The 24,478-nt window shown below is 71.3% G+C and carries 25 protein-coding genes; 10 read left to right on the top strand and 15 right to left on the bottom strand.

What is annotated here, in order from left to right; genetic code table 11:
• The first annotated feature begins 8 nt into the window (after positions 1-8).
• Both OHB13_RS38720 and OHB13_RS07360 read left to right on the top strand, forming a co-directional pair.
• Positions 9-548, top strand: a complete 540-nt coding sequence (locus OHB13_RS38720) for a DMT family transporter (protein ID WP_443062931.1) — start codon at positions 9-11, stop codon at positions 546-548.
• Positions 548-1,135, top strand: coding sequence for a TetR/AcrR family transcriptional regulator (locus OHB13_RS07360; RefSeq protein WP_328376385.1), 588 nt, complete (start codon positions 548-550; stop codon positions 1,133-1,135). Before OHB13_RS38720 ends, OHB13_RS07360 begins: the two co-directional genes overlap by 1 nt.
• On the opposite strand, the gene OHB13_RS07355 is transcribed toward OHB13_RS07360, so the two are convergent.
• Entirely contained in the window at positions 1,125-1,997 is an 873-nt protein-coding gene (locus OHB13_RS07355) for a winged helix-turn-helix transcriptional regulator (RefSeq protein WP_328376384.1), read from the bottom strand. The genes OHB13_RS07360 and OHB13_RS07355 overlap by 11 nt on opposite strands.
• Before the next feature lie 159 nt (positions 1,998-2,156).
• On the opposite strand from OHB13_RS07355, the gene dapD reads away from it, so the two are divergent.
• Positions 2,157-3,155 carry a 2,3,4,5-tetrahydropyridine-2,6-dicarboxylate N-succinyltransferase gene (dapD, locus tag OHB13_RS07350; protein WP_328376382.1) on the top strand — a complete coding sequence of 333 codons (999 nt, stop codon included), beginning with the start codon at positions 2,157-2,159 and terminating at the stop codon, positions 3,153-3,155.
• 30 nt (positions 3,156-3,185) lie between these two features.
• Here the strand turns inward: dapD and dapA are convergent, their stop codons facing one another.
• The 4 genes from dapA to OHB13_RS07330 form a co-directional block, all read right to left on the bottom strand.
• Positions 3,186-4,079: a 4-hydroxy-tetrahydrodipicolinate synthase gene (gene dapA / locus OHB13_RS07345; RefSeq protein ID WP_328376381.1), complete on the bottom strand. Its 894-nt coding sequence runs from the start codon at positions 4,077-4,079 to the stop codon at positions 3,186-3,188.
• Between the two features lie 131 nt (positions 4,080-4,210).
• Complete coding sequence (locus tag OHB13_RS07340) at positions 4,211-4,807, bottom strand: COG4315 family predicted lipoprotein (RefSeq protein WP_328376379.1); 597 nt, start codon at positions 4,805-4,807, stop codon at positions 4,211-4,213.
• A gap of 154 nt (positions 4,808-4,961) precedes the next feature.
• A complete protein-coding gene (lepB, locus tag OHB13_RS07335) occupies positions 4,962-5,870 on the bottom strand; it encodes a signal peptidase I (RefSeq protein WP_406072333.1) in 909 nt (302 codons plus the stop codon).
• A 154-nt stretch (positions 5,871-6,024) separates the two neighbouring features.
• Complete coding sequence (locus tag OHB13_RS07330) at positions 6,025-7,869, bottom strand: endonuclease/exonuclease/phosphatase family protein (RefSeq protein WP_328376376.1); 1,845 nt, start codon at positions 7,867-7,869, stop codon at positions 6,025-6,027.
• A gap of 236 nt (positions 7,870-8,105) precedes the next feature.
• Between OHB13_RS07330 and OHB13_RS07325 the strand changes: the two genes are divergently transcribed.
• Positions 8,106-9,596, top strand: a complete 1,491-nt coding sequence (locus OHB13_RS07325) for a hypothetical protein (RefSeq protein ID WP_328376375.1) — start codon at positions 8,106-8,108, stop codon at positions 9,594-9,596.
• A gap of 123 nt (positions 9,597-9,719) precedes the next feature.
• Here the strand turns inward: OHB13_RS07325 and OHB13_RS07320 are convergent, their stop codons facing one another.
• The gene (locus OHB13_RS07320; RefSeq protein ID WP_266858188.1) at positions 9,720-10,490 is read right to left on the bottom strand and encodes an SDR family NAD(P)-dependent oxidoreductase; all 771 of its coding nucleotides are present in this window, start codon (positions 10,488-10,490) and stop codon (positions 9,720-9,722) included.
• A 105-nt stretch (positions 10,491-10,595) separates the two neighbouring features.
• Between OHB13_RS07320 and OHB13_RS07315 the strand changes: the two genes are divergently transcribed.
• The 3 genes from OHB13_RS07315 (at position 10,596) to OHB13_RS07305 (ending at position 11,963) form a co-directional block, all read left to right on the top strand.
• Positions 10,596-10,826, top strand: a complete 231-nt coding sequence (locus tag OHB13_RS07315; protein WP_266858190.1) for a CarD family transcriptional regulator — start codon at positions 10,596-10,598, stop codon at positions 10,824-10,826.
• A 238-nt stretch (positions 10,827-11,064) separates the two neighbouring features.
• Positions 11,065-11,652, top strand: a complete 588-nt coding sequence (locus tag OHB13_RS07310) for a TetR/AcrR family transcriptional regulator (RefSeq protein WP_266858192.1) — start codon at positions 11,065-11,067, stop codon at positions 11,650-11,652.
• The gene (locus OHB13_RS07305) at positions 11,649-11,963 is read left to right on the top strand and encodes a DUF6011 domain-containing protein (protein WP_328376374.1); all 315 of its coding nucleotides are present in this window, start codon (positions 11,649-11,651) and stop codon (positions 11,961-11,963) included. The genes OHB13_RS07310 and OHB13_RS07305 overlap by 4 nt, the downstream gene beginning before the upstream one ends.
• A gap of 75 nt (positions 11,964-12,038) precedes the next feature.
• Here the strand turns inward: OHB13_RS07305 and OHB13_RS07300 are convergent, their stop codons facing one another.
• Complete coding sequence (locus OHB13_RS07300) at positions 12,039-12,194, bottom strand: hypothetical protein (protein ID WP_266858196.1); 156 nt, start codon at positions 12,192-12,194, stop codon at positions 12,039-12,041.
• A 122-nt stretch (positions 12,195-12,316) separates the two neighbouring features.
• Positions 12,317-13,039 (bottom strand): winged helix-turn-helix transcriptional regulator, encoded by a 723-nt coding sequence (locus OHB13_RS07295; protein WP_328376373.1) that lies wholly within the window; start codon positions 13,037-13,039, stop codon positions 12,317-12,319.
• Positions 13,040-13,127: 88 nt separating this feature from the next.
• Between OHB13_RS07295 and OHB13_RS07290 the strand changes: the two genes are divergently transcribed.
• Entirely contained in the window at positions 13,128-14,339 is a 1,212-nt protein-coding gene (locus OHB13_RS07290) for a pyridoxal phosphate-dependent aminotransferase (RefSeq protein WP_328376372.1), read from the top strand.
• Positions 14,340-14,360: 21 nt separating this feature from the next.
• Here OHB13_RS07290 and OHB13_RS07285 read toward each other — a convergent pair whose 3' ends face one another.
• The 7 genes from OHB13_RS07285 to OHB13_RS07255 form a co-directional block, all read right to left on the bottom strand.
• Complete coding sequence (locus OHB13_RS07285; RefSeq protein WP_328376371.1) at positions 14,361-15,584, bottom strand: TerD family protein; 1,224 nt, start codon at positions 15,582-15,584, stop codon at positions 14,361-14,363.
• Between the two features lie 134 nt (positions 15,585-15,718).
• Positions 15,719-16,717: a zinc-dependent alcohol dehydrogenase family protein gene (locus OHB13_RS07280; RefSeq protein WP_266858203.1), complete on the bottom strand. Its 999-nt coding sequence runs from the start codon at positions 16,715-16,717 to the stop codon at positions 15,719-15,721.
• On the bottom strand, positions 16,714-17,571 hold the full coding sequence (locus tag OHB13_RS07275) for a carbohydrate ABC transporter permease (RefSeq protein ID WP_266858205.1): 858 nt from the start codon (positions 17,569-17,571) through the stop codon (positions 16,714-16,716). Before OHB13_RS07275 ends, OHB13_RS07280 begins: the two co-directional genes overlap by 4 nt.
• Positions 17,568-18,521, bottom strand: a complete 954-nt coding sequence (locus OHB13_RS07270) for a carbohydrate ABC transporter permease (protein WP_266858207.1) — start codon at positions 18,519-18,521, stop codon at positions 17,568-17,570. The genes OHB13_RS07275 and OHB13_RS07270 overlap by 4 nt, the downstream gene beginning before the upstream one ends.
• Positions 18,518-19,885 (bottom strand): ABC transporter substrate-binding protein, encoded by a 1,368-nt coding sequence (locus OHB13_RS07265; protein ID WP_266858209.1) that lies wholly within the window; start codon positions 19,883-19,885, stop codon positions 18,518-18,520. Before OHB13_RS07265 ends, OHB13_RS07270 begins: the two co-directional genes overlap by 4 nt.
• Before the next feature lie 41 nt (positions 19,886-19,926).
• Positions 19,927-20,688, bottom strand: coding sequence for a DeoR/GlpR family DNA-binding transcription regulator (locus tag OHB13_RS07260; protein ID WP_266861172.1), 762 nt, complete (start codon positions 20,686-20,688; stop codon positions 19,927-19,929).
• Positions 20,689-20,948: 260 nt separating this feature from the next.
• Complete coding sequence (locus OHB13_RS07255; RefSeq protein ID WP_266858211.1) at positions 20,949-21,773, bottom strand: NAD-dependent epimerase/dehydratase family protein; 825 nt, start codon at positions 21,771-21,773, stop codon at positions 20,949-20,951.
• A 327-nt stretch (positions 21,774-22,100) separates the two neighbouring features.
• On the opposite strand from OHB13_RS07255, the gene OHB13_RS07250 reads away from it, so the two are divergent.
• Positions 22,101-23,054 (top strand): 5-dehydro-4-deoxyglucarate dehydratase, encoded by a 954-nt coding sequence (locus OHB13_RS07250; RefSeq protein ID WP_328376366.1) that lies wholly within the window; start codon positions 22,101-22,103, stop codon positions 23,052-23,054.
• Complete coding sequence (locus OHB13_RS07245; RefSeq protein WP_328376364.1) at positions 23,051-24,214, top strand: hypothetical protein; 1,164 nt, start codon at positions 23,051-23,053, stop codon at positions 24,212-24,214. The genes OHB13_RS07250 and OHB13_RS07245 overlap by 4 nt, the downstream gene beginning before the upstream one ends.
• Positions 24,215-24,478: the final 264 nt, after the last annotated feature.

Genomic DNA, 24,478 nt, shown 5'->3' with positions numbered 1-24,478 from the left:
CGGCTTGGGTGCCTGGGGCGGCAGTGGGGCGCCCCAGCCCGGCGGCCCCCACCCCGCAGGCCCCCCGTGCGGCGTACTTCCGTACGCGCCTGCCCACCCCGAGTCCTGTGCCACTGCTCGCTCCGTTCCCTGTCTGTCGACCGTCCGGTGCCGGCCGTCCGGATTTCCGTACCGGATTCCGCCGGACGGCACACCGTAGCCCGTCGCTGATGTGTACGGTCGTACACATGCCCTATGTACTGCTTGCCGCGGCCATCGCCGCAGAGGTCGGCGGGACCACCGCCATGAAATACAGCGACGGATTCAGCCGGTTGTGGCCCTCGCTGGCGACGGCGGCCGGCTATGTGCTCGCCTTCGTCCTGCTCGCCCAGGTGCTCAAGTCCCTTTCGGTGGGCACCGCTTACGCGATCTGGGCCGGCACCGGCACCGCCGCCATCGCGGCCATCGGCATGGTCTTCCTGGGGGAGTCGCCGAGCGTGGCGAAGCTCGCCGGTATCGCCCTGGTCATCGGCGGGGTCGTCCTGCTCAATCTGGGCGGCTCGCACTGATGGGCCGGCGCTACGACCCGGACCGCCGGGACCGGATCATCGACGCCGCGATCCGGGTCGTCGGCGACCAGGGCATCGCAGGGCTGAGCCACCGCTCGGTCGCGGCGGAGGCCGATGTGCCGCTCGGCTCGACGACGTACCACTTCGCCACGCTCGACGAACTGCTGATCGCCGCGTTGCGGAAGGTCAGCGACGATCCGCAGTCCGCGGGCACGGGGTGGGCGACGGCGCTCGCCGGGCCGGGCGGAGGGCTGGCCGAGCGGCTCACGGCGCTGCTCGGGGGGCTCGTCGCGGAGGACCGGAGCCGGGTGCGGCTGGAGTACGAGTTGTATCTCGCCGCACTGCGCCGTGAGGCCCTGCGGCCCGTCGCGGCGGAGTGGCTGGACGCTTTCGTGGAGGTCGTCCGGGCCCATGTCGGCGGGGACGCCGCCACGGCCCGCGCGCTGGTGGCCCTGATCGACGGGCTGCTGATCCAACTCCTGCTGACCGGGCGGGCGTTCGATCCGGATGAGGTACGGGAGGGGCTGCTCCGGATCATCGGGGGCCGGGACGTCCCGGGCGCCGGAGCCCCCGGCGTCAGCGGCTGACCGCGGCGAGTGCCGCCCGCACGCTGTCCTCGATGTCCGTGACCGGGTACAGCGCCTCGCGGACGGTCCGGTCCCGGTCCACCACCAGCGTCAGCCGCTTCAGTCTGCTGACCCCCGCCGTGCGGAAGGTGGGCAGCCGCAGTGCGGCCGCCAGCTCCAGGCCCGCGTCGGAGAGCAGCGGGAAGTGCAGCCGCTCCTTCTCGGCGAACGCCCGCTGCTCGTCGGGGCGCTGGGTGGAGACCCCGTGCACGGTCGCCCCGGCGGCGGTGAACTCCGCCAGCCGGTCGCGGTACGTGCACGACTCCAGGGTGCAGCCTGAGGCCCCGGGGATCCCGGCCCAGCCGGGCGGGTAGGAGGCGCGCTCCGCGTAGGCGGCGGGGAAGCAGTACAGGACGGTGTGCGCGGCGGCCGGGTCGACCGGGTCCAGCAGGCGCCCGTCCGGACCGGTGAGCCGCAGCTCGGGTACGCGCGTGCCGATCAGGCCGCGCACCCGCTCGGCCTCCTTCGATGTCTCACCGGCCGTCGCCATCGTCTCTCCCTCTCCCAGTACCCAGGTGTCCCCCCAGTCCTGGAGGGCGATCAGCACCGGAAGCAGGGCGCTGCCCCGCGGGGTGAGCCGGTACTCGTATCTGACCGGGCGCTCCTGGTACGGCTCGCGCCTCAGCACCCCCGCGTCCACCAGCAGGCGCAGCCGCTCCGTCAGTACCTTGCGGGACATCCCCAGCTCCCGCTGGAGCGCGTCGAAGCGGTGCACCCCGCGCGCGGTGTCCCGCACGATCAGCAGGGTCCACCAGTCGCCCACGACGTCCAGGGCCTGGGCGATCGCGCAGTCGGCGTCGTCCAGACGGGTGCGCTGTGTCATGGACCCCTCCGTCCCGGTCTCCGCCGTCCCGGTCCCCGTCGTTCTTCCCCGTGTGCGGGCTCATGGTGCCACAGTGAGTTCCCGGCGGGAACTCGGTGGAGACGGCCGACCGCTGAGACCGGTTCGCCGGTGCGGCGCCCGGCCGGTTAGGTTTTGGTCATGACCGACACGCTCTCGCAGACCCCTGCCCGCTCCACCGGCGCCGTGGCCGCCGGACTCGCCACGATCGCCGCCGACGGCACCGTTCTCGACACCTGGTTCCCCGCGCCCGGACTCACCACTGAGCCCGGCCCCGCGGGCACCGAGCGGCTCTCCGCCGAGCGCGCCGCGGAGCTGCTGGGCGAGGCCGCCCCGAAGGCCGTGGGATCCGACCCGCGCCGTGGCGTCGAGGTCGTCGCCGTCCGCACGGTCATCGCCTCGCTCGACGACAAGCCGCTGGACACGCACGACGTGTATCTCCGGCTGCACCTGCTCTCGCACCGGCTGGTCCAGCCGCACGGCCAGAGCCTGGACGGGATGTTCGGCCTGCTCGCCAACGTCGCCTGGACCTCGCTCGGCCCGGTCGCCGTGGACGACATCGAGAAGGTGCGGCTGAACGCCCGCGCCGAGGGCCTGCACCTCCAGGTCACCTCGATCGACAAGTTCCCGCGGATGACGGACTACGTGGCGCCCAAGGGCGTCCGGATCGCCGACGCCGACCGGGTCCGCCTCGGCGCGCACCTCGCCGACGGCACGACCGTCATGCACGAGGGCTTCGTCAACTTCAACGCGGGCACGCTCGGCACCTCCATGGTCGAGGGCCGGATCTCCGCGGGCGTCGTGGTCGGCAACGGCTCCGACGTCGGCGGCGGCGCCTCCACCATGGGCACCCTCTCCGGCGGCGGCAACGTCCGTATCACCATCGGGGAGCGCTGCCTGGTCGGCGCCGAGGCGGGCGTCGGGATCGCGCTCGGCGACGAGTGCGTCGTCGAGGCCGGGCTGTACGTCACCGCGGGCACCCGGATCACGATGCCCGACGGGCAGGTCGTCAAGGCCCGCGAGCTCTCCGGCGCCTCGAACATCCTCTTCCGCCGCAACTCGGTCACCGGCACGGTGGAGGCCCGTCCGAACAACGCCGTCTGGGGCGGCCTCAACGAGATCCTGCACAGCCACAACTGAGGCTGCCCCGCCCGCCGTCCGGTGCCGGTCTCACCCGGCGGCGGGCAGCTCCGCATACGCCCTGCGCAGCCCGTCGACCGCATCGCGGCCGGCGGGCCGCAGCGGTTCACGGACCGGTCCGGACGGAAGCCCGGCCGCGCCGAGCAGGGCCTTCGTGGTCACCGTGCCCGGCAGGCCGGACGCCATCATCAGCTCCACCAGCGGGGTGTTGAGCCGGTTGAGCCGCGCGGCCTCGGCGGGATCCGGCGCGTCGTACGCGTCGAGCACCGCCCGCAGCTGCCGCGGGGCCACGTTCGCGACCGTACTGACGAAGCCCGATCCGCCGACCGCGTACAGCGGCAGGTTCAGTTCCTCGCAGCCGGAGTAGTAGGCGAGCCCGGTACGGGAGATGACCTTGGTGGAGCCCAGCAGGTCGTAGGCGCAGTCCTTCACGGCTGCGATGCGCGGGTGCCCGGACAGCCTCAGCAGTGCCCCGGTCCCGATCCGGGTACCGGTGCGGCCGGGGATGTCGTAGAGCATCACCGGCAGGCCGGTGGCGTCGGCGACCGTACGGAAGTGGGCTTCGACGGCGTCCTGCGGAGGGCGGCTGTAGTACGGCGTCACCACCAGGAGGCCGTCCGCGCCCGCGCTCTCGGCCGACCGGGCCAGCTCGACGGTGTGCCGGGTCGAGGCGCTGCCCACCCCCGCCACGATGTGGGCCCGGTCGCCGACAGCCTCCACGACCGCCCGTACCAGCGCGGTCTTCTCGGCATCGGTGGTGGTCGGGGACTCTCCGGTGGTGCCGCTGAGGACGAGCCCGTCACACCCCGCACCGACCAGATGGACGGCGAGCCGCTGCGCGCCCTCCAGGTCGAGCTCACCGGCAGCGGTGAACGGCGTGATCATTGCGCAGAGCGCACGCCCGAAGGGCGGTGAAGGGGTCATGACGGCAGTCTCGCCTCAGCGGAGAGTGAAGGTCCACTTAGTTCTGCTTCGGGTGAATGCGAAGCATGCCTGAACAGTGCCTGCCGGTGCCCAGGTCTGCGCACCGGATCGTGCGCGGGGTCAGCGGCCGGTCAGTAGCCCGAGCCGGTGCTGGCGCTGCTCGAAGCCGAACTGCTGCTCGACGGTGAGCTGCTGGACTTCGGTGCGGCGGCGGTGATCTTCTTGCCGTCGGGACCCACGACGTACCACTTGGCGCCGAACTGGGTGAGGCCCTGGCCATTGAGATCACCGGGATTGCGGTCGCCCAGGTACGTGTAGAGCGGGTGGCCCTTGTAGGTGACCTGCTTGGCGCCCCCGCTCCGGACCGACGTGCTGAGCAGCTTGGACTGCACCCCGCTCTCCGCGGTCGGCGTGTTCGTGACCAACAGCGGCGGCCACGCCTTGGCGCAGGCGCCCATGCAGGTCGACTTGCTGGTCTTGTCCGCCTCGAAGAGGTAGAGCGTCCGGCCCTTCCCGGTGACCAGGATCTTGCCCAGCGGGGTCTTCTTGACCATGACCGTCCTCAGAGCGGTCGTGGCCGACGGGCTGCTCGACGCCGTCATGCTGCTGGAGGGCGAGGATCCGGCCCCCGGGTCCTGGGACTTCGATCCGCTGGAACAACCGCTCACCGCCGCGGCGAAAAGGCCAACCGCAGCTACGGCGGCCGCTGTACTGATGCTGCTCCTCATGGAGGCTCCTCCGGTCGGCCGCCGGGCGGCGGCGCGCTGGTGGCCGGCCCGGAGCGGGCCGCCGGATCCACTCGACCGCGAGTCCGGGCCGCGGGCCACCCGGAAGAGCCGTCCGGAGTACAGCCCCCGGAGGCCGGGCGACCGCCGCCGGCCGCTACGAAGCGTCCGGAGCGTCAGCCCGGCGGGTCTGCTGAGGGGCGCGCCTGCGCCTGCGCCAGAGCACCAGCGGCACGGCGCCCATCAGGCCGGCCGCGGCGGGGGCCGAGGCCGCGGCCGCGCTGAGGCCGGACTGGCTGAAGGTGGCGGGGACCGGCAGGTTGTTCAGCCGGTTGAGCGGCCAGGCGATGACCTCGGCGCGCCCCACGACGTCCTTCACCGGGACGGAGCCGCCGCCCTTCTCGTCCTGGTGGTAGCGGGAGTCGGCCGAGTACTGCCGGTGGTCGCCCATGACCCAGATGTGGTTCTTGGGCACCTTGATCTTGAACTGGCCCTGCGGGTCCGTGCTGCACGGGGTGTTGCCGGGGAAGACGTACGGCTCCTTCAGAGCCTTGCCGTTCACCATCACCGGGCCCGTGCCCTTGCACTCCACGGTGTCGCCGCCGACCCCGATGACCCGCTTGATCAGATCCCGCTCATTGGCGGACGGCATCAGCCCGATGTAGCTCAGCCCCTTCTGGACCGGGTTGGGCTTGCTGACCGGCTCGTCCGCCAGCCAGCCGTCCGGGTCGTGGAAGACGACGACCTCGCCGCGGTGCGGCTCCGCGCCGAACCACGGGGTCAGCTTGTCCACCAGCACACGGTCGCCGGTCTGCAGCGTGTTCTGCATGGAGTCCGACGGGATGGAGAACGCCTGCAGCAGGAACGTTTTGATCAGCAGCGCGAGCACCAGCGCGATGACGACGAGCAGCGGCAGCTCCTTCCAGAAGGAACGCTGCGGGCTCCTGGTGGTGCTGCCGTGCCCCGAGTCCCGCGCGTCCGACGCGTCGCTCTCCTGGCCTGACTCCGTGCCGACCGTCACATCCCCCACCCTCACTGCGTCCGGGAGCTGGATAATTCCACCCAGATCTTCGCACGCATCCCGCTCCGCCCGGATCACGCCCTTATCCCGGGCACATCCAGGACCGGCGGGCGGGGGTGTGTGTGGTACGGCACCCCGCCGGGAGCCGGTCACGCCCGGCGGGGGTGCCGTCCGGCCGGTCGATGTCCGGCCGGACGTACTACGGCCGGAAGCGCAGCACGCTCGGGTCGTGGTCGCTGTTCTGGTCGGCGAACTCGGCGTTGATGTGGACGATGTCCAGCTGGTACTTCCGCACCGACGGGCTCACCAGGATCTGGTCCAGGATCTGCGAGTTTCCCTCGTACACATAGGAGTAGCGCTCGTTCGCAGGCAGCGAGTACGCCGTCGCCGACAGCGCCTTCCCGCCGGTGAGGATCTTCGCGGTGCCGGAGAACTCGAAGTCGTTGAGGTCGCCGAGCACCACGACCTCGGCGTCCGGCTGCACCGAACGGATCTTCCTCACGAACGTGTTCACGGCCTTGGCCTGCTCGTGCCGGGCCGTCTCCGAGCTGCGCGCCGGGGGCTGGTACTGCGAGTCGATCGCCTGGTCGCCGCCCTTCGACGCGAAGTGGTTGGCGACCAGGAAGACCTTCCTGCCGCGGAACGTGAACTCCCCGGCGAGCGGCTTGCGGCTGTCCTTCCAGGCGGGGTTGGCCGGGTCGACACGGCCGGGGGAGTAGGTCAGCGCGGCCTTGCCGTGCTGGGAGACGACGCCGGTGGCGCTGGTGGCGGTGCCACCCGCGCGGTCGGTGAAGCCGACGCGGTCCGGGTTGTAGAGGAAGCCCTGGCGGATGTTGCCGCCGGGCTCTCCGCCGTCCGCCTGGTCCACCGGGTCGATGGAGCGCCACTGATAGCGGGGGCCGCCCGCCGCGACGATCGCGTCGATGAACTTGCCGACCGTGACATCGGCCGCGACCACACCGTCGTTCTTGGCGCCGTCGTTGTCCTGGATCTCCTCGATGGCCACGATGTCGGGCGACGAGAGATGGTCCACGACCCCGGCCGCCAGCTTGTCGAACTTGCTCTGCGGGTCCGTCGGATCCAGGTTCTCCACGTTGTACGTGGCGACGGCCAGCTCGTCCTTCTGCTGCTTACGGGTGACCTCAGGCTTGGTCCGGCCCTTCTTCACGGTGCCCAGCTGCCGGGCGGCCACGGTGTACGTACCGGCGAACTGGTTGTAGTCCAGGGGGCCTTCGGTCGTACCGCTCAGCGAGTCACCGACATTCGCCACCGGGAACGCCCCGGCGGTGGCGGGGGCCAGTGACTGGACCATCAGCCGGCCGGTGTTCTGCGAGGTGTACCCGTTGTAGAGGGTGCCGCCGCGCGGGGTCGGGCGCTCGTCCGGCTTCACGGTGACCCACAGCTCCCCGTAGGTGTCGGTCGCGCCGGTGACCCGTGAGGTGCCGATCCGGACGTTCATGCCCTCCAGGGACTCGTAGCGGTCGAGGGCGTATTTGTCCGGCCGCAGGGTGAGGCCGTTGATGCTGCCGCCCGCCGCCTTGTCGCCCGCGGGGGCGAAAGTGCCGGGCACATCACGGGAGTTGATGACCGTCGCGGCGGGCAGCGTGTTGCCCGACGAGACGACGGTCACGGCCGGCTTGCCGATCTCGGTGACCGACTGGTTCCCGGAGGCGGCGCCGCCGGGTATGTACTCGTCGACCGTGCCGGACACCGTGACCGAGTCGCCCACGGCGACCGTCGGCGCCGAGCTGGTGAAGACGAAGACCCCCTCGCTGGTCGCGGGGTCGGCGTCCGGGTGCGGGTCCTGGAACCAGAAGCCCTTGGAACCGGACGTCCGCACACCCGTCACGATGCCGGGCACACCGGTCACCGCCTTCCCGGCCAGCGGGGAGAGGCGGGTGCTGCCCTGGATGTCGTGGATCCTGACCTCGGCCGCACCGGCCGACGCGGGGGTGACGGCGAGCAGACCGGCGGCCAGCGCGGCCGTCACCACGGCGGTGACGGCCGCCGGCTTTGCGATGGGGAAAGCGGGAAGAGCGCGCATCTACAGAACTCCGGAGGTGAGGGTGGAGTGGACCGTGGGGCTACGTTCTACGTTCTACGCGCGTCAATCTCTTGGGTGGGAAGGGGAGTTGTCAAGGGTCCACCGGTGGCCGGAGGCTGACGGGTACATGAACCAGGTGGCATGGGTCGAAATGCGTCTACGCTGGGTCGCCCGAACCGTATGCCAGAAGACCGCGCCCTCTCGCCGGTCGGTCTCAGCCCCGAGGAGAACCACCGATGTCCGGAGACCGCCCCACCCTGCCGCCGGTGCGGCTGAACTCCGAAGCGGAACTCGCACGTGACGCGCTGGCCGCACCCCTCCTCACGCGGGCCGTCCGGCTGGCGCGCTGGGCCGGGCCCGGCACGCGCGTCGGTGCGGGGGGCGAGCTGGTCGACGAGCAGCTGCCCGCGGCGGCGGCGGAGCTCGGTCTCGGCGCGGACGAGGACGGCGCTGCCCTGGCGAGCGAGGCGTGGCGGCTCGCAGTCGACACCGGGCTCGTGGACATCGTGGACGCGGAGGACGGCCAGGACGCCGAGGACGGCGAGAGCGGCGAGGACGCCGAGGGCGGGGCGGCCCCCGGCGAGAACCTGGCGCTGATCACGTCGGGCAGCCCCCAGGAGATCCTGGCGCTCTGGCTGGACGGCCTGGAGACCGTGCACGCCGACGCCATCGCCCCGCAGTTCGACGACTTCGCCGACCTGGTGGGCGACGACGGCGAGATCGACTTCGGGAAGCTGGAGTGGGACCCCGAGGCGGAGGCGGAGTTCCTCGACGGCGTGCTGGGCAACCTCTATCTGCTCACCGTGACGGAGACCGGCGCCCAGGACGCCCCGGTGCCGCTCCCCGCGCTGGCCGCCTCGATGATCGTTCCCGACGACATGGGTGAGCCGACGGACGACGTACTGGAGCAGGTGTCGGAGGCGATGATGCGCCTGGACGACCAGTTCAGCCTGCTCGAACCGATCGGCCTGGTCGAGTACCACCCGGTCGACGAGGCCCTGATGGCCGAAGAGGCGGAGTACGCGGAGGGACAGGGTGGCCCGGAACGGCCGGTGGACGACGAGGACGTCTCCCGGTACGGCATGGTGCGGCTCACCCCGCTCGGTCTGTACGGGATCCGGGCCCGGATGCTGGACGCGGGCGTCGACGCCCCCGCCGTCGGCGAGCTCGCGGACAAGGACGCGGGCGCCCTGCTCGACGCCCTGGTGAACTTCCCCGAGGGCGCCGCACGCGCCGAGACCGTGCTCTGGCTGGGCGGCCGTGAACCGGCCGCCGCCGCGAAGGAGTTGCTGTCCGCCGCACGGGGCGTGGACCGGGGCGCGCCGCTGCGCAGGCTGCACTGCCAGCAGGCGCTCTCGCTGGTGGCCGACGACGCGGCGGAGCACGAGGTCCGCGAGGTGCTCGACGACGCGCAGCTCGGCGGGCTCGCCCGGGTCTGGCTCGCCGAGCGGGGTGCGGCCGATGTGCCCGCGCCGCCGGAGTCGATGATCTTCTGGCTGGCGATCGACACGCTGGCCGCGCAGCTGGACGCGGACGGTGAGGTCGAGGAGCTGCAGGGGCTCGTGGAGGGGCTGACCGGACAGCACAGCGGCTTCTTCGAGGCGGCCTGGCGGGTGGAGCACCCGGCGACGGCCGAGGTGCTGGAGGCGATGGGGCAGCTGCACCCGGACCGCAAGGCGGCGAAGGACGCCCGCAAGGCGGCCTTCAAGGCCCGTTCGCGGGCCTGAGGGCGGATGCGCGGGCCCGGGGGCGGAACGCCGGGCCTGAGAGCAGACGGCTGGGTCTGGGCGCGGACGGCCGGGCCCGATCCGAACGAGAGACCCTGGGCTTGAGGGGCGCCGCCCGGTCCCTCAAGTCCGCAGGTACGACGCCCCGTTGAGGTCGAGCACGGTGCCCGACGACCACTCCGCGGCCGGTGAGGCCAGCCACAGCACCGCGGCCGCGATCTCGTCGGGGGACGCCACCCGGCCGAACGGCGACTGCGCCCGGATCGCCTCGCCCTCGGCGCCGCTCAGCCGGTCCGCCACCCGCTCCGTCTCGAAGAAGCCGGGGGCGACCGAGGCGACCCCGATCCCGTACGGAGCGAGGGAGACGGCGAGCGACTGGCCGAGCGCGTGCACGGCCGCCTTGGTCGCGCCGTACGCCGGGTGGTCGGGCTCGCCGCGGAACGCCCCGCGCGAGCCGATGTTCACGATCCGGCCGCCGTTGCCCGCGTCGATCATGCGGCGCCCGGCGAGATGGCTGATCTGCGCGGTGGCGAGCAGATTGACGGCGACGTGCTGCTGCCAGACAGCCACCCACTCCTCGTACGGAGTCCCGGGCAGCGAGTGGGGGCCGCGCATCACGGCGGCGTTGTTCACCAGTACGTCGATGCCGCCGAGGCCGTCTGCCGCGCGCCCGGCGACCTCGGCGGCCACCGCCGGGTCCGAGAGGTCGCCGCCGACCAGGACGTGGCCGGAGCCCGGGAGCGCCGCGAGCGTGTGCCGGGCGTCGTCCTCCCTGGTCCCGTAGTGCACCGCCACCAGGTCCCCGTTGGCGGCGAAAGCGTGGGCGGCGGCGCGGCCCAGGCCGCGGGAGGCACCTGTGATGAGGACGCGACGGCCGGTTGCTGGGAATTCCATCCCCTGATCATCGCAGGCGGAATCCACCCGCGGAAACCTTGCCCCAGGGCCGTGCGGCGGGACAGACATGGCGTGAGGAGGTCTCGCGGGCGCATACTGAAGCCAATGACTAAGTCAGCCGGATCCCGGCGCCACCTGCCCTCCAGTCCCTTCAACCGCCCGGCCCAAGCCGCCGCACCCATCGAGATCTTCGATATCGGCGACCGTGTTTCGCATGATCAGTTCGGGCTCGGAAGAGTCATCGGAATCGAGGGCGACAATGACGCTGTGCTCATCGACTTCTCCGGGCGTCAGGGGAGGATCCTCAGCCCTTACGCCAAGCTGACCAAGCTCTGAGTCCGGCGAGGACAGGTCAGCCAGGCCGGGCGGGTAAGCCGGGCCAGTCAGTGAACGGCCGCCGGACCTCGGGTACGAGGGCGGCGTGAGGTGACCCGGTGGGATGCCGGGTCACCGTTCCGTATGGGGTCCGTGTGGGGCCACCGGGGCGGAGCATCCCGGTGTGGCGGGCGACATTGACGCCGGTGCCGACGATCGCGACGATGAAGCAGGCAGTGGCGATCGCAAGGAGCATCTGATGCCGAAGCCGATGCGGGCCGATGCGCGCCGCAATTACGAACGTCTCCTGAAGGAGGCGGCCCTGGCTTTCGCCGAGCGCGGGGTGGACGCATCGCTGGACGACATCGCGAAGCGCGCGGGCGTCGGCTCGGGCACGCTCTACCGCCACTTCCCCACGCGGCAGGACCTCCTCGAAGGGGTCTACGTCGACAGCATCGACGAACTCGCCGACCAGGCCGTCGAATTCGGTGCGTCGGCACGGGCGCCGGGCGAGGCGCTGGCCGACTGGCTGCAGAAGCTGGCGGAGCAGATGATCCACCTCCGCGGCCTCAAGACGCTGCTCGGAGCGGCGATGGCCGACGGCAGTACGCCGGTGATCTCGGACTGCAGCGGCCGGCTCATGGACGCGGCGGCCGACCTGCTCACGGCCGCGCAGAAGGCCGGTGCGGCGCGCGCGGACCTGGAGACCGCCGAGGTGCTGCGGCTCACGCACGCGGTGGCCACGGCGGCCGAGCTCGGTGCGGGCGGGCCGCCCGACGTGCGCCGCTATCTGTCGCTGATGATCGAGGGGATCGGCGGCGGGGACCCGCGGGCGATGTCCCGGTGAGCCGGACCGGCCCCGTGGACGGCGTCACCGGGGAACCGCCGGCCCTGCCCGGGGTCACGGCCGGAGCGGGAGAGGGGACGGGGACGGCGGACGGGGCCGGACCGGAGGACAGGAGCCGGACGGTGCTGTGCCGGATGTGCGGCAGGCCGCTGACGGGTCTGGCCTCACGGCGCACCGGACTCGGCCCGGCCTGTGACGCGAAACTGCACCCGGCGGGACCGGACATCCGGACCCGCAGGCACGGGGTCGACCAGGATCCGATTCCCGGCCTGGACGGTACGTCGAGCGGCGACGCCCGGGGCGACGGCTGACCGGCCGGAGCTGTGCGGCGAGGTCGGTGCGGCTGGAGCTGAGCGGCAGGATTCGAACGGCTGGACCGGCCGGTCCTAGGCCGCGGGCTCGATGCCGCCCTGTATCGCGGCGGCCCACTCCAGCAGCAGGATCTCGTAGTCCTCCGAAGGCCACTCGCCGTCCGTCTTCTGGGCATCGACGAGCCTGCGGATGGCGTCGTTGGCCTGGGAGGCGGAAGGGGTGGTGGGCATACGAACAAGGCTACGGCCTGCCACTGACAGTTAACCCTCATCTGCGCGTGGTATCGGTCACGTGTTCCGGGAAAGGACGTGTTGTCCGTCACTGGTACCGGCCGGTAAGGCGTTCGGCGGCCTTAACGGGCCTTTACGGGGACGGAGTTCGGGCCCGCGGGGTTGCCTCCCGGTGGTGCGACGCGGGTCACCTCGGCGCCTCCGCGTGTCCCGGCCGGTACTTCGTGCGGCGCGCCGTGCTGAGCACCGGCCGGCAGGGTTTCGAGCTTCGCGCGGCCGTCCCGGATCGCGTGGTCGAGCGGGAGGCCGCCGTCGCTGACGGCGATGCAGGTGTCGGCGTCCAGGGTGAGCCGGACACCCGGGTGCTCGGCGGGGCCGTCGCCGTAGAGCGGCTCGCCGCCGTCGGTGCGGACATGGAACACGCCCTCGTCCATCCGGACCTCGACCACGCCGGGGCCGAGCCCGGCCAGGTGCCGGGCCAGGGGAATGGCGAACCAGTGTGCACGCAGGGCGTCCGTCGGCCGCCGCTCGGCCAGTGCGGGGCTTCCCCAGTCGGCCAGCGCGGTGAGAACGGGCAGCAGTGCGGCCCCCCGCGCCGTCAGCTCGTACACGGAGGCGGGTGCGGGCGGCGGCAGCCTGCGCCGGGTCGCAAGACCCTCACGCTCCATGTCCTTGAGCCGTGAGGCCAGCACGTCGGTGCTCACGCCCGGCAGGTCGGCGTGGAGGTCGGTGTAGCGGCGCGGGCCCGCCAGGAGTTCGCGGACGATCAGCAGGGTCCAGCGGTCTCCGACGGCGTCGAGCGCGCGGGCGGCGGCGCAGTACTGGTCGTAACTTCGGCGTGGCATGTACCGCAGTCTAGACAGAAAGTTGGACTTTCCAAGCTGCTACTTGGTAAAACCAAGTGAAGCAAGTGAGACCTGGGAGGGCCACGGCATGGAGTTCCGCCAGTCGAACAAATTGAGTGAGGTCTGCTACGAGATCCGGGGCCCGGTGATCGAGCAGGCCAACGCACTGGAGGAAGCCGGGCACAGTGTGCTGCGCCTGAACACCGGTAACCCGGCGCTCTTCGGTTTCGAGGCGCCGGAGGAGATCGTCCAGGACATGATCAGGATGCTGCCCCAGGCGCACGGCTACACGGACTCGCGGGGCATTCTCTCGGCGCGGCGCGCCGTGGCCCAGCGCTACCAGGCGCTCGGGCTGCCCGATGTCACCGTCGATGACGTCTTTCTCGGCAACGGGGTCTCCGAACTCATCTCGATGGCGGTCCAGGCGCTCCTGGAGGACGGGGACGAGATTCTCATCCCGGCGCCCGACTTCCCGCTCTGGACGGCCGTCACCACGCTGGCCGGCGGGCGCGCGGTGCACTATCTGTGCGACGAGTCGGCGGACTGGTACCCGGACCTCGACGACATGGCCTCGAAGATCACCGACCGGACCAAGGCGGTGGTGATCATCAACCCCAACAACCCCACCGGTGCGGTGTATCCGCGCGAGATCGTCGAGGGCGTCCTCGATCTCGCCCGCCGCCACGGCCTGATGGTCTTCGCCGACGAGATCTACGACCAGATCGTCTACGACGACGCCGTCCACCACTCGGCCGCCGCCCTCGCACCCGATCTGGTCGTCCTCACCTTCAGCGGTCTGTCCAAGTCGTACCGTGTCGCGGGCTTCCGGTCCGGCTGGCTGGTCGTCACCGGGCCCAAGCAGCACGCGAAGAGCTACCTGGAGGGGCTGATGATGCTCGCCTCCATGCGGCTGTGCGCCAACGCCCCTGCCCAGTACGCCATTCAGGCCGCGCTGGGCGGCCGCCAGTCCATCAGGGATCTGACGGCGCCGGGCGGCCGCCTGCACGAGCAGCGCGACAGGGCGTGGGAGAAGCTCAACGAGATCCCGGGCGTCTCCTGTGTGAAGCCGAAGGGCGCGCTCTACGCGTTCCCCCGGCTCGACCCGAAGGTCCACCGGATCCACGACGACGAGAAGTTCGTCCTGGACCTGCTGCTCCGCGAGAAGATCCAGGTGGTGCAGGGCACCGGCTTCAACTGGCCGCGCCCCGACCACTTCCGGATCCTGACGCTGCCGCACGCCGACGACCTGGACGCGGCGATCAGCCGGATCGGCCGCTTCCTGGCCGGCTACCGCCAGTGACGCAGGTGCGGGGCCCCGCCGCTACAGGGCCTTCGCCGCGGGCTTGACCATGCCCCGGACCGTGCGGGACTTCACGAAGTCGCCCACCGCCGTCATCTCCCACTCGCCCGAGAACTGCCTGATCAGCTTGGCCATCAGTACCCCCGTCTGCGGCTCGGCGCCGGTCAGGTCGAACCGCACCAGCTCCTCCCCGCTCGCCGCGTCGATCAGCCTGCAGTACGCCTTGGTCACCTCGGTGAACTTCTGGCCGGTGAAGGAGTTGACCGTGAAGAACAGGGCGGTGGCCTCGGCGGGGACCCGGCCGAGGTCGACCACGATCACCTCGTCGTCGCCCGCGCCCTCGCCCGTGAGGTTGTCGCCGGAGTGCTTGACCGCGCCGTCGAGGATCGAGAGCTTGCCGAAGTAGCAGCTGTCGATGTGGTCGCGCTGCGGGCCGAAGGCCATGACCGAGGCGTCGAGATCGATGTCCTTGCCACGGACGGCGGGCTCCCAGCCGAGGCCCATCTTCACCCGGGACAGCAGCGGCTTGCCGCCCTTGACCAGCGAGACCGTCTGGTTCTTCCGGAGGCTGACCCGGCCCTTGTCCAGATTGATCCGCCCGGTGCCGGCAGGCGGGGCCGGGGGCGCGGCGGGGGGTGCCGGCGGGGCAGCGACGGCGACCCCGGGATCCACCGGCGGCGCGGCCGGCATCGGCGGGGCCGCCGGGGCCGCGGCGGGTGCCGGTGCGGCCGCCGGCGCGGCCGGCTCCTCGACCGACACACCGAAGTCCGTCGCGATACCGGCCAGGCCGTTCGCATACCCCTGGCCCACGGCGCGCACCTTCCACGCGCCGTTGCGGAGGTAGATCTCCACGATCACCAGCGCGGTCTCGGTGCCGAGCCGGGGCGGGGTGAAGGACGCCAGGACGCTGCCGTCGTCGGCCGAGCGGACGGTGGCCGTCGGCTCGATGCCCTGGAACGTCTGGCCCGCCGCGTCCGGGCTCGCGGTGATCACGATCTTTTCGATGCCCGCGGGGACGGCCGCCGTGTCCACCACGATCGCGTCCGGCGCCGAACCGCCGCCTGAGCGGTGGCCGACGCCGGGGCCCGACGGCTGGTTGTAGAAGATGAAGTCGTCGTCCGAGCGCACCTTGCCGTCGGCGGTGAGCAGCAGGCCCGACACGTCGAGCCGCACCGGAGCCGCCACATCCACCGCGACGCGGGAGATCGGGAGCGGGATGTTCGAGCCTGGGGTCATTACGGTCATGTCCGGAGGAACGAGCGGCAGGGCTTTACGGTTCCTTGAATCTTTCCCGGCTCTCCGACGGCCGTCCCGGCCCGCGGCCGCCCCCTGCCTCTGCCCCTGTCTCTGCCTCCGGCGCCGCTCCCTCCGCCTCCGGGTCACTTCCCCGGCAGCACCACGATCTTCCGGCCGATGCCCGCCTTGAAGCGGTCCAGCGCCGCCGGATAGCTCTCCAGCGGAAGCCGGTCGCTGATGAAGACCGCCGGGTCCAGCACCCCGGCGGCGAACAACTCGGCCGCCCGCTCGTAGCTGTGCAGCACCGCCATCGAACCGGTGATCGTGATCTCCTGGTTGTAGATCCGGTACGGGTCGATCGTCGCCCGGGTCGCGTAGTCGGCGACACCGAACTGCAGATACGTCCCGGCCTTCGCCACCCGCCCCAGACCGTCCTGGATCGCGGCCGCGTTGCCGGTCGCGTCGATGACCACGTCCCAGCCCCGCCCGGCCCGGTCCAGCTCGTCCGCGCCGCCCGCCGCGGCGGAGCAGCCCAGGGCGCGGGCGGTGGTGAGCCGTTCCTCGTTGATGTCGACCATGTCCACACTGGCCGCGCCGGTCCGCTTGGCCAGCTCCAGCATCATCAGCCCCATCGTCCCGGAGCCGTAGATCAGCACATGCGAGCCGAGCCGGCTGTTCAGCACGTCGTAGCCGCGTACCGCGCAGGACAGCGGTTCGATCAGGGCCGCGTCCTCGGTCCGTACGTGGTCGGGCAGTTTCACGCAGTTGGCGGCGGGCGCCACCGCGTACTCGGCGGCGCCGCCCGCGGTGGTCACCCCGATCGCCGCCCACTTCTCGCACATGTTGTTGTGTCCGAGACGGCAGTAGCGGCACTCGAAGCAGTACAGGGACGGGTCCACGGCCACCCGGTCGCCCGCGGCCAGCGAGGTGACATCGGAACCCAGCGCCACGACCGTCCCCGCGAACTCATGGCCGGGCACCACCGGCAGGGTGGGTGCGAACTCGCCCTGGAGGATGTGCAGATCGGTGCCGCACAGCCCGCACGCGGCCACTTCGACGATCACGTCGCGCGGCCCCGGGGTGGGGTCCGGCACCTCCCCGTACCCGACCTTGCCCACGGCTTCGATGATGGCGGCCTTCATTTCACGGCTCCCAGCGAAAGGCCCTGGACCAGCTTGTCCTGGGCGGCGAACCCCGCGGCGAGCACCGGCAGGGAGACGACGAGCGACGCGGCGCACACCTTCGCCAGGAACAGGCCCTGGCTGGTGATGAAGCCGGTCAGGAAGACGGGCGCGGTCTCGGCGACGACGCCCGTGAGCACCCGCGCGAACAGCAGCTCGTTCCAGCTGAAGATGAAGCAGATCAGCGCGGTGGCGGCGATTCCCGGCATGGAGATCGGGGCGACGATCCGGGTGAGGATCACCGGCAGCCTGGCGCCGTCGACCCGCGCCGCCTCGATGACCGCCACCGGCACCTCCGCCAGGAAGGACTGCATCATCCACACCGCGATCGGCAGGTTCATCGAGGTGTAGAGGATGACCAGCATCCAGATGTTGTCGAGCATCCCGGTGTTCTTGGCGAACAGATAGACCGGCAGCAGCCCGGCGACCACCGGGAGCATCTTCGTGGAGAGGAAGAAGAACAGGACGTCGGTCCACTTCTTCACCGGCCGGATCGAGAGCGCGTACGCGGCGGGCAGCGCAAGCACCAGCACACAGAGCGTCGAGACGACCGAGGCCACGGCCGAGTTGGCCAGCGCGGGCCAGGGGCTCGCGCCGCCGCCCGCGCCGAAGAAGTCGCGGTAGCCGTCCAGGGTGAGCGAGGCGGCGAGCGACGGCGGGTTGGTGGCCGCGTCGGTCTCCGCGTGGAAGGAGGTCAGCGCCATCCACGCGATCGGCAGGAAGAAGAGGATCCCGGCGAGCCAGGCCGTCAGGCCCAGCAGTGCGCCCCCGGTACGGGCGGCGCCCCGGGGCGCCGCCGTGTCTGCGGATTTCATGCGCGTGATGCCTCCTCGCTGAAGAGGGACGAGACCACGCGGAGCGCGAAGGTCGCGATGATGATCGTGCCGATGACGACCAGGACCCCGGCGGCGGACGCCAGACCGTTCTCGTGCGCCTGGTAGAAGGCCTGGTAGACGGTGTACGGAAGGTTCGCCGTGCCCAGGCCGCCCGAGGTGATGGTGAAGACGGCGTCGAAGTTCTGCACGATGTAGATCGAGCCGAGCAGCGCGCCCAGTTCCAGATAGCGCCGCAGATGGGGCAGCGTCAGATGGCGAAAGATCTGCCAGCTGCCCGCGCCGTCGATCCGCGCCGCCTCGATCAGCTCCGGTGAGCGGCTCTGCAGCCCGGCCAGCAGGATCAGCATCATGAACGGCGTCCACTGCCAGATCAGCGCCGCCTCGACCGCGAGCAGCGGGGTGTTCGACACCCAGTCGGGCTGCGGCGCGCCTCCGCCGCCCACCCAGTGCAGCAGCCCGTTGAAGAGCCCGTACTCCGGGTTGTAGAGCACATGCTTCCAGAGCAGCGCGGCCGCCACCGGGACCAGCAGGAACGGCGCGATCAGCAGCGTACGGACGAACCCCCGGCCCTTGAAGCGGCGGTCGAGCAGCAGCGCGAGGACGAGCCCGAGCACCAGGCTGACGAGCACCACAGCGACCGTCAGCAGCACCGTGGTGAGGACCGACTTGCGCAGATCCGGGTCGGTGAGCACATCGGAGTAGTTGGCGAAACCGGTGAAGTGCCGGGCCTTCGGATAGAGCGCGTTCCAGTTGAAGAAGGAGATCACCACGGTTGCCACGAAGGGCAGTTGGGTGACCACGATCATGAAGATCAGAGCCGGCAGCAGCGGGGCCCGGGTGGCCCAGGCGCGCAGCCGGCTGCCCGGCGGGGCTGTTGGACCGGGAGGGGACGCCGCGCGGACCGCGGCCGGAGCGGTGGTGGCTGTCATCGTCCCTCGTACTCCTTCGCGATCTTCGCGGCGAGCCGCTGGGATGCGGCGATGGCCGAATCGACGGACTTGCGCCCGGCGATGGCGGCGCTGATCTCCTGGGAGACCTTGGTGCCGAGGTCCGTGAACTCGGGGATGCCGACGAACTGGATTCCGGGCGCGGGGCGCGGCTGGACCCCCGGGTTGCCGGGCTTGGCACTTCTGATGGCGTTGAGCGTGACGTCCCCGAACGCGGCGGACGCCTTGCGGTAGGAGGGGTCGGCGTAGGTGGACGCGCGTTTCCCGGCCGGGGCGTCGGACCAGCCGGTCTCCTTGCCGACGAGCTGCTCGTACTGCTTGCCCGAAGCCCAGGAGATGAACTTCCAGGCCTTGTCCGGGTTGCGGGAGGTCTTCTGGATGCCCCAGGCCCAGGTGTAGAGCCACCCGGAGTTGTCCGTCTTCTCGACCGGCGCGGGTGCGTAGCCGATCTTGCCCTTGACCGGGGACTTGGCCGACTCCAGCGAGCCGGCGGCGGAGGTCGCGTCGTACCACATGGCGGTCTTCGACTGGGTGAGGTCGTTGAGGCACTCGGCGAAGCCGGACTGCGCGGCCCCCGACTCGCCGTGCTGACGCACCAGTTGGACGTAGAAGTTGACGGCCTGCTTGAAGGCGGGGGCGTCGAGCCGGGCCTTCCAGTCCTTGTCGAACCAGGTCCCGCCGAAGGTGTTGACCACGGTGGTCAGCGGCGCGATCAGCTCGCCCCAGCCGGGCAGGCCGCGCAGACAGATGCCCTTCATCCCCGGTTTCGCGCCGTCGGCCTTCGCGGCCAGATCGGCGACCTGCTGCCAGGTGGGGTGGGCGGGCATGGTCAGGTGCTTCTGCGCGAAGACGTCCTTGCGGTACATCAGCATGGACGACTCGCCGTAGAAGGGCTCGCCGTAGAGCTTCTTGTCGTCCCCGGTGAGCGATTGCCGCAGCGCGGGCAGGATGTCCTTCTGGTCGAACGCGGTGTCCTTGGCCGTGTACGGGCCGAGGTCGTGCAGCCAGCCGTTCCTGGCGTAGATCGGGATCTCGTAGTTGCTCAGCGTCGCGACGTCGTACTGGCCCGCCTGGTTGGCGAAGTCCTGGCTGATCTTGTCGCGTACGTCGTTCTCGGGCAGCACGGTGAAGTTCACCTTGATGCCCGTCTCGCGGGTGAAGTGGGCGGCGGTGAGCTTCTGCAACTCTGTCATCTGCGGGTTGTTGACCATCAGCACATTGATCGAGTCCCCGCCGGACCCGCTTCCTCCGGCGCCGGTCCAGCAGCCGGACAGGCTGATGAGCAGCGCCCCCGATGCGGCCTGCGCGAGCAGTGCGCGCGGCCTCCGTCGGCTCGGGCTTCGCATGGATCGCTCCTCGGGTGGGTTTTTGCGTGGACCGGCCGGGCTCAGACTCGGATGACCTGCGGTCCCAGCAGGGAGTAGCGGTGTGCCTCGGGCGCGGGCAGCAGGGTGCTGGTGACGATGGTTTCGAAGTCGGTGACATGGGCGAACCGGCAGAAGCTCGACGCACCGAACTTGGTGTGGTTCCCGGCGAACACCCGGCGCCTGGCGGCCCTGACCGCCTGCGCCTTGACCTCGCCGACCGCCGGGTCGGGGGTGGTCAGACCGTGTTCGCGGGAGATCCCGTTGGCACCGATGAAAGCCAGGTCGATGACGAACCCGGACAGCATCCGGGTCGTCCAGTGGTCGACCGTGGCCAGGGTGCCCGAGCGCAGCCGGCCGCCGAGCAGCAGGACCGTCGTGCGCTCGGCCAGCGCCAGTGCCCCCGCCGTCACCAGGGAGGCGGTGACCACGGTCAGCGGGCGGTCGTGCGGCAGGCATTCGGCGATCAGCTGCGGGGTGAACCCCTCGTCGATGAAGACCGTTTCGGCGTCGCCGAGCAGCTGGGCCGCCGCCTCGGCGATCCGCCGCTTCTCCGGTACGTGCATCGTCGTCCGGAAGTCCAGGGTGGTCTCGAAGCCCGCGCTCTCCACCGGGTAGGCGCCGCCGTGCGTCCGCCGCACCAGCCCGTGGTCCTCCAGCGCGCGCAGATCGCGGCGCACGGTCTCCTTGGCCACGCCCAGCCGTGCGGACAGCTCGGTGACATCGACCGAGCCCGCTTTCCGGGCGGACCGGACGATCTCCCTCCGGCGCTGCTCCGCGCTCACTGACACTGGACCTCCTCGGATTCGGCCGGCCGAGTGGGGCGCCGGCCGTGTGGAGATTTGTACAGCCGCCCCGCTGGTGTGAACAGGGCAGGAACGGGCCTGATCACGCCCGTTTCTGCCCGTTTCTATGAAGGGTGGCACTGCACCCACCTGGGGTGGCGTGCCCGTCCGGGCATGACAAAGGCCCGTCCGGCGTACGGACGGGCCCGTTCACTGCCCGGATACGGGCGTCCGCTGTGCGGTTGACCGGCGCGGGCCGGTCAGCGCGGCCAGATCGGCGGGTCGGTGAGGAACGGTCCGCCGAGGTGGGAGTGGGCCGGGTTCGCCGGGTCGAGCTCGCCCTGTTCGGCGATGAGCTCAGCCGCGTACGGCTCGGAGTCGTCCTGCGGCTCGTACCCCAGCGCCCGCGCCGACGAGAGGTCCCACCAGATACGGGTGTTGGCCGAAGAGCCGTAGACCACCGAGTGGCCGACGCCGTCGGCGGTCAGGGCCGCGTGGAAGAGCCGCGCGCCGTCCTGCGGGCTCATCCAGACGGAGAGCATCCGGACGGACGTCGGCTCGGCGAAGCAGGAGCCGATCCGGACGGACACCGTCTCCTGGCCGAACTTGTCCCAGTACAGCTGCGCCAGATCCTCCCCGAAGCACTTGGAGAGCCCGTAGTACGTGTCCGGCCTGCGCGGGGTGTCGACCGGGATCAACGTGCCCGGGGCGGCCGGCACCCGGCTCCCCGGGCTCGGGGTGTAGCCCACCGCGTGGTTGGACGAGGCGAAGACGATCCGTCCGGTGCCCGCCTCGCGGGCCGCCTCGTAGAGGTTGTACGTGCCCTCGATGTTGGCCCGGAGGATCTTGTCGAAGGACGATTCGAGGGAGATACCGGCGAGATGGATGACGGCGTCGACTCCCCGCACCGCCTCGCGCAGCGCCTCCTTGTCGGCCAGGTCCGCGGTGATCGCCGCGGGTTCGCCCTCGACCGGTACGGCATCGAAGAGGCGCAGCTCATAGCCGTACGCGGGCAACAGGCCCCGCATCAGGGTGCCGAGGCCTCCGGCGGCTCCGGTGAGCAGGATGGTGCGGGGAGCGGGCATGGGCGGGTCTCTCCTCGGTGAATCGGAACCGGCCGGCCGTGCGGGCGGGATGGACCGGCCGACCGCGACGACGGATGGGTCGCACAGCCATCGCATGTCTATGGGTGGATGACATTCACATGTATGGACAAGTGCAGGGACAAGCTATGAAGGCCCGGGAGCCCCGTCAAGTGCCGCGCGGGGGTGCGGATTCTGCTTCTGTGGTGGCGTTTCTCGTCTTGACCGCCCCGGCGCTGCTGGCTTAGCGTGGCAATGTTCAGAAATATAGACACTGATCAGAATTGTGCACGCGGAACTGTGCACGACTGGATGCCCCAGGGAGCGCCCGTGTCCTCAGCCCCGCTCGCCGGCCGACTTGATGGTCTGCTGTTCTTCCCCGTGACTCCGTACGGGCCGGACGGCGCCGTCGACCTCGATGCCTTCCGGGCGCATGTGCGCAGCGGCATCGACTCCGGCGCGGCCGCGGTCTTCGCCTGCTGCGGCACGGGTGAGTTCCACGCCCTCGGCCCGGAGGAGTTCGGCGCGGTCGTCGCCGCCGCGGTCGAGGTGAGCGCGGGCCGGGTGCCGGTCGTCGCCGGCGCCGGATACGGCACGGCGCTCGCCGTCCAGTTCGCGAGGACCGCGCAGGAGGCGGGCGCCGACGGGCTCCTCGCCATGCCGCCGTACCTCGTCACGGCGGGCCAGGACGGTCTGGTCCGCCACTACACGGCGCTCGCGGCGGCCACCACGCTCGACATCATCGTCTACCAGCGCGACAACGCGGTGTTCACGCCCGAGACGGTCGTGGCCCTCGCCCGGGTCGACGGGATCATCGGGCTCAAGGACGGGCACGGCGACCTCGACCTGATGCAGCGCATCATCAGCGCGGTCCGCACCGAGCTGCCCGGCCGGGACTTCCTCTACTTCAACGGGCTGCCCACCGCCGAACTCACCGCGCTCTCCTACCGCGCCATCGGCGTGACGCTCTACTCGTCAGCGGTCTTCTGCTTCGCCCCGGACATCGCGCTCGCCTTCTACCGCGCGCTGCGCTCCGGTGACGACGCGACGGTGAACCGGCTGCTCGACGCCTTCTACCGGCCGCTCGTCGAGCTGCGCAACCAGCGGCGCGGGTACGCGGTGTCGCTGATCAAGGCCGGGGTACGGCTCGGCGGGCTGGATGTCGGCGAGGTCCGCCCGCCGCTCGGTGAGCCCACCCCCGAGCACATCGCACAGCTCGCCGCCATCATCGAGCGGGGCCGCGCGGCACTGGCCGTCCCGGCGGGCGCGGGGGAGCGGGCGTGAAGACCTCGGCCTTCCTCTATCCCTGGGACGTCGTCGGCGACCCGCAAGCCCCGGCCCGCATCGCGGACCTCGGCGTCCAGCAGGTCACCCTCGCCTCCGCCTACCACTCGACCCGCGCCCTGACACCGCGTCACCCCCGGCACCGGATCGTCACCGCAGGACACGCGTCCGTCCTCTACCCGCTGTCCCCGGAGCGGTGGGCCGGGCGGGAGCTGCGCCCGTACGCGGCAGGGTCCTGGGCATCCACCCCCGACCCGTACGGAGAGGCCGCGGCAGCGCTGGCCGCCGCCGGCCTGGAAGTCCACACCTGGGTGGTCCTGGCGCACAACTCCCGCCTGGGCACCGAGCACCCCGGCACTTCGGTGGTCAACGCCTACGGGGACCGCTACCCCTGGGCGCCCTGTATCGCCCAGCCCGCCACCCGTGCCTACCTCACCGAGCTGGCCGCCGAGGCCGCGGTGCGTCCCGGGGCGCAGGGCACCGAACTGGAGTCGCTCGGCTGGTACGGCCTCGCCCATCTGCACGCCCACGACAAGATCGCCGGAGTGGGGCTCGGCGACGCGGGCCAGTACCTGATGTCGCTCTGCTTCTGCCCGGTCTGCGCGGAGGGGTACGGCGGACTCGGCCTGGACGCCGACCAGTTGAGCGCGGCCGTACGCCGGGCGCTGGAGCCGGGGTGGTCCACCGGATCCTCCGATGCGGGCAGCTCCGCGATCGAGAAGCTGCTCGGGGCCGGTACCGCCGCCGCCGTGCTCCAGTGGCGCACCCGGACCGCCCGGACGCTCCAGGAGCAGGCCGTCGCCGCAGTACGGGCCGCGGCGCCCTCCGGCTTCCAGGTGCTGCTGCACGCCGACCCGGCCGCCCACCACTGCGGGGCGAACGCGGGCGTCGACCCCGAGCACATCCTCGGCGTCGCCGACGGGGTGGTCGTGCCCTGCACCGGCGGTCCCAGCCTGCTGGCCCCCTTCGCCGTGCACCGCACGGACCGCACGGTGCTCGCGGCCAACCTCACCGTCGTCTCCGGCATGGGCGGCAGCCCGGCCACCCTGGCGCAGGACGCGGCCCGCGCCGCCGGGCTCGGAGCGACCGAACTGCGGCTGTACCACGCCGGACTGGCGTCCGACGCCGATCTCACGCTCGTACGGACCGCGCTGTCCTGACCTCCGGGCGCACCGGTCGCCCGGCCGGCAGAACGGGCTGGACAGGCGGGGGTCGGCGGCCGGTGCGGGGCGGGCGGGCACCGGCGGCCCCGGTAGCCCAGAGGGGTCGGCCGGGCACCGCGGGCGAGCAACCTCACAGGCCCCACCAGTCACCTGCGCAACATCTCCACAGGGGTGAACCTCGTTACCGGGCTATGACATAGCCGGCTTGACAGTCGCTGACATCACGCAAGTAGGTTCGATATGCACTGATGTTTTTCCTAC

Origin of the sequence: Streptomyces sp. NBC_00440 (genome assembly GCF_036014215.1) — a bacterium.
Taxonomy (GTDB): Bacteria; Actinomycetota; Actinomycetes; order Streptomycetales; family Streptomycetaceae; genus Streptomyces.
Note: the sequence above shows the minus strand (reverse complement) of the source record. Positions and strands in the feature narration are given on the sequence as shown.

Bases quoted from the DNA above. Each gene is read 5' to 3' on its own strand.
- OHB13_RS07360 (WP_328376385.1), top strand. From the start codon at position 548: ATGGGCCGGCGCTACGACCCGGACCGCCGGGACCGGATCATCGACGCC.
- OHB13_RS07355 (WP_328376384.1), bottom strand. From the start codon at position 1,997: ATGACACAGCGCACCCGTCTGGACGACGCCGACTGCGCGATCGCCCAG.
- dapD (WP_328376382.1), top strand. From the start codon at position 2,157: ATGACCGACACGCTCTCGCAGACCCCTGCCCGCTCCACCGGCGCCGTG.
- dapA (WP_328376381.1), bottom strand. From the start codon at position 4,079: ATGACCCCTTCACCGCCCTTCGGGCGTGCGCTCTGCGCAATGATCACG.
- OHB13_RS07340 (WP_328376379.1), bottom strand. From the start codon at position 4,807: ATGAGGAGCAGCATCAGTACAGCGGCCGCCGTAGCTGCGGTTGGCCTT.
- OHB13_RS07330 (WP_328376376.1), bottom strand. From the start codon at position 7,869: ATGCGCGCTCTTCCCGCTTTCCCCATCGCAAAGCCGGCGGCCGTCACC.
- OHB13_RS07325 (WP_328376375.1), top strand. From the start codon at position 8,106: ATGTCCGGAGACCGCCCCACCCTGCCGCCGGTGCGGCTGAACTCCGAA.
- OHB13_RS07320 (WP_266858188.1), bottom strand. From the start codon at position 10,490: ATGGAATTCCCAGCAACCGGCCGTCGCGTCCTCATCACAGGTGCCTCC.
- OHB13_RS07315 (WP_266858190.1), top strand. From the start codon at position 10,596: ATGACTAAGTCAGCCGGATCCCGGCGCCACCTGCCCTCCAGTCCCTTC.
- OHB13_RS07310 (WP_266858192.1), top strand. From the start codon at position 11,065: ATGCCGAAGCCGATGCGGGCCGATGCGCGCCGCAATTACGAACGTCTC.
- OHB13_RS07300 (WP_266858196.1), bottom strand. From the start codon at position 12,194: ATGCCCACCACCCCTTCCGCCTCCCAGGCCAACGACGCCATCCGCAGG.
- OHB13_RS07295 (WP_328376373.1), bottom strand. From the start codon at position 13,039: ATGCCACGCCGAAGTTACGACCAGTACTGCGCCGCCGCCCGCGCGCTC.
- OHB13_RS07290 (WP_328376372.1), top strand. From the start codon at position 13,128: ATGGAGTTCCGCCAGTCGAACAAATTGAGTGAGGTCTGCTACGAGATC.
- OHB13_RS07285 (WP_328376371.1), bottom strand. From the start codon at position 15,584: ATGACCGTAATGACCCCAGGCTCGAACATCCCGCTCCCGATCTCCCGC.
- OHB13_RS07280 (WP_266858203.1), bottom strand. From the start codon at position 16,717: ATGAAGGCCGCCATCATCGAAGCCGTGGGCAAGGTCGGGTACGGGGAG.
- OHB13_RS07275 (WP_266858205.1), bottom strand. From the start codon at position 17,571: ATGAAATCCGCAGACACGGCGGCGCCCCGGGGCGCCGCCCGTACCGGG.
- OHB13_RS07270 (WP_266858207.1), bottom strand. From the start codon at position 18,521: ATGACAGCCACCACCGCTCCGGCCGCGGTCCGCGCGGCGTCCCCTCCC.
- OHB13_RS07265 (WP_266858209.1), bottom strand. From the start codon at position 19,885: ATGCGAAGCCCGAGCCGACGGAGGCCGCGCGCACTGCTCGCGCAGGCC.
- OHB13_RS07255 (WP_266858211.1), bottom strand. From the start codon at position 21,773: ATGCCCGCTCCCCGCACCATCCTGCTCACCGGAGCCGCCGGAGGCCTC.